The organism is Gilliamella sp. Bif1-4 (assembly GCF_001690535.1).
Classification (GTDB): Bacteria; Pseudomonadota; Gammaproteobacteria; order Enterobacterales; family Orbaceae; genus Gilliamella; species Gilliamella bombi.
This window is the reverse complement of the sequence record NZ_LZHC01000036.1, coordinates 1-3,333: the sequence shown is the minus strand read 5'-3', so window position 1 is coordinate 3,333 and position 3,333 is coordinate 1. Positions and strand designations below refer to the sequence as shown.

Sequence of the window (3,333 nt, the reverse complement as noted above, 5' to 3'; positions counted from 1 at the left end):
GTTGCAGGGCAAGTGAAAGGCGATAGGGTGGTGGCTGATATAGGTCATGACCTTAATATTGAATCGAAACAAGACAGTGACGAGTTCCACTCTAAAAGCACGTCAACCTCGGTAGGGGGAAGTTTTTCTTATGGAGGCTCAAGTAGTATTAATGCCTCGGCGAGCAAAACGAAAATGGACAGCAACTGGCAAAGTGTGACCGACCAATCGGGCATTTTTGCCGGCAGTGGCGGCTTTGACATTACGGTCGGCAACAACACCGACCTAAAAGGGGCGGTGATATCATCAGAAGCGAAAGACAAGAGCCAAAACCGCCTTGACACCGGCACAATCAGCTTTAGTGATATCGAAAACAAAGCGGACTACCAAGTCAGTAGCAGCAGTGCAGGGGTAAGCTCTAGCGGCATGCCATCGATGCCAACCAGTCGCAACAAAAACGAAAGCGAACATTCGACGACGCATTCAGCGGTATCGGAAGGGACGATAATTATCCGCAATAAGGATGACCAAAAACAAGATATCAACGAACTAAGCCGAGATACTGAGCAGGCGAATAACGAGCTCAAACACATCTTTAACAAACAAAAAGAGCAAGACATCATTGACCAAACGCAGTTAGTAAGTGAAATTGGTGGTGAAACGTTAACGATGCTTAATCATATTGACCGGATAAGAGCCGAATCCAAGGCAAAAGAAGCGGTTGAAAAGGAAAAAGAGAAAGGTAAAAACAAGGGACTAACAGAAGAAGAGCAACAAAAAATCTACGAAGACGCCTACAAAAAGGCGATGAATCAAGGCATGTCAGCGATGGGCAGTGACACCCGTCAAGGCATTGACATGGCGGTTAGCCTCATCAACGGCTTAATCAGTGGCGACATGACAGGGGCCGCCGCAGGGGCACTTGCACCAAAAATTGCGACTATTATCAAACAACAGACCGAAGGAAACACCGTTGCCAACACCGTCAGCCATGCCATACTCGGTGCGGTGGTAGCCGAGCTGCAAGGCAACTCAGGGCTTGTGGGTGGCTTAGGTGCTGCAGCTAGTGAACGGGGTGCTGAAGTGATTGCAGGCATACTTTACCCTGATAAAGACATCAAAGACCTAAGCCAAGAAGAAAGGCAAAAAGTCAGTGCCCTATCACAACTTGCGACAGGTCTTGCGATTGCTGCTGCCGGTGGTGATATTCAAGATGTGAATACTGGCGTTGCTGCGGGGAAAAATGCGGTTGAGAATAATGGTTTGGCTAGAGGAGCTATTAAAGGATTAGAAAAAGGTTATGAAGCATGTATGAAAATGCCTGCTTGTCGGAATGGGTTAATGCAATTAGGTGTAAATTTTGGTTTAACTAATGAGCAAATACTAGAAGCGATGGAAGTTGGGCGAACACGAGATATCAATCAAATTAAAGAATTAACTCCAGAACAGATAGCTTGGTTAGATGCGCAAATAGTGGCTAAAAAAGGACTAGCCTCAATCATGTTTGGTAACCAAACTTTTGGTGATAAAATTTATAATGAATTATCCGATAACAACGATAATAACAATAATGCAGTACCTGGTTCAGGAAGTGTTGCAGCAGGCGGTGCTCCGGGATTACCGCCTGATGACGATGATAATAGGCACAAGCAAGATAACCAAAAATACCAAAATCAGAAACAGCAAGAAAGATTTGATGAATTAAGGGATATCTATGATAAAAATAACCCTACCACAGATTTAAAAATTGATGGGCAATTAATTAGGCAAAATGGCGGTAATCGTTATACAACTAGAATTTATGATAGCCAAAACTTGACCGATAAACAAATACATAATTATGTAGAAGAATTAGCTGGTCAACCATTAACAAAAAGAGCTGATGGTATTTATACTGTTCGGTTGCAAGATGGCACTAATATTACATTAAGAAATGTATCTCACTCTAACACAGGAGCACGTTGGACTGTTGATATAAAAGGAAATCCTCAAATGATGAGGCTTGAAAATGGTCTTAGGAATATAGAATTAAAATTTAGGTAAAATGAAAATATGTTAACATCACAAGAGTATAATCATATAAAGGCTTATTCAGAATTTGGTTCTTTCTATTTATTATGGGGACAATGTTCTCCTATTTCTGATGAAATCAGTAACTATTCATATGAAGAAAATAAGAAAATTTTTTTTGAAGTTTTAAGCAAATTGTTAAAAGATGGTTATTTAAAATTGCATAAGAAAGGGAAGCTTTTAGAAGGATCGATTGATGAACAATTGCAAAAGCTTTATATAAAATTCCCTAATAGTGAGGCAGATATGGAGGATGGACTTTGGTTTTACTATGATAATTGTCCTGCTGAGCCAGCTTGGATAAAAGAAGATGGGACAATAGAGTTTTCTTAATTTGTAGTAGCTTAAACTTAACTTGACAATCCTAGCCTATATTAGAGTATTCGTTATTGAAAAGTGGCAGTTAATACTGTCACTAACTTCTATAATTCATTTTTTAATTGCCAATTTTTGTTTAGTATGCACTTTAGCCATTATTATTTTTATGCACCATTGTATTAAATAATGGCTACCTGTTGTATTACTCATTGTGTCATATCTCCTTCTATCTAAAACATAAAAAATACATTAAGTTACTATTTTTACTTACAAAAAATTAGCCAGGAAAGTTATTGATTTTATTTAATTTTTTCTTGGTGTTTTTTATGCTAGCCGTGGCGGTGATAACCTCAGAAGCGAAAGACAAGAGCCAAAACCGCCTTGACACAGGCACAATCAGCTTTAGTGATATCGAAAACAAAGCGGACTACCAAGTCAGTAGCAGCAGTGCAGGGGTAAGCTCTAGCGGCATGCCATCAATGCCAACCAGTCGCAATAAAAACGAAAGCGAGCATTCGACGACGCATTCAGCGGTATCGGAAGGGACGATAATTATCCGCAATAAGGATGACCAAAAACAAGATATCAACGAATTAAGTCATGATACTGAGCAGGCGAATAACGAGCTCAAACACATTTTTAACAAACAAAAAGAGCAAGACATCATCGACCAAACGCAGTTAGTAAGTGAAATTGGTGGTGAAACGTTAACGATGCTTAATCATATTGACCGGATAAAAGCCGAATCCAAGGCAAAAGAAGCGGTAGAAAAAGAACAAGAAAAAGCCGCAGACAAAGGCATCGTGTTAACCGACAAGCAGCAACAAAAAATCTACGAAGACGCCTACAAAGAATCGATGAACCAAGGCATGTCAGCGATGGGCAGTGACACCCGTCAAGGCATTGACATGGCGGTTAGTATCATCAACGGCTTAATCAGTGGCGACATGACAGGGGCAGCCGCAG

General features: G+C 40.5%; 3 protein-coding genes. All 3 read left to right on the top strand.

Translation table 11 applies throughout. The annotated features are described in order from the left end of the window. Positions 1 to 2,022 (top strand): VENN motif pre-toxin domain-containing protein (locus A9G25_RS06320; RefSeq protein ID WP_176701084.1); only part of this gene is annotated, 2,022 nt, incomplete at its 5' end. Positions 2,023 to 2,031: 9 nt separating this feature from the next. After that, a complete protein-coding gene (locus A9G25_RS06315; protein ID WP_065626232.1) occupies positions 2,032 to 2,382 on the top strand; it encodes a DUF596 domain-containing protein in 351 nt (116 codons plus the stop codon). A 311-nt stretch (positions 2,383 to 2,693) separates the two neighbouring features. Continuing rightward, positions 2,694 to 3,333: hypothetical protein (locus A9G25_RS06310; protein ID WP_141675026.1), on the top strand; the 640-nt coding region annotated here is incomplete at its 3' end.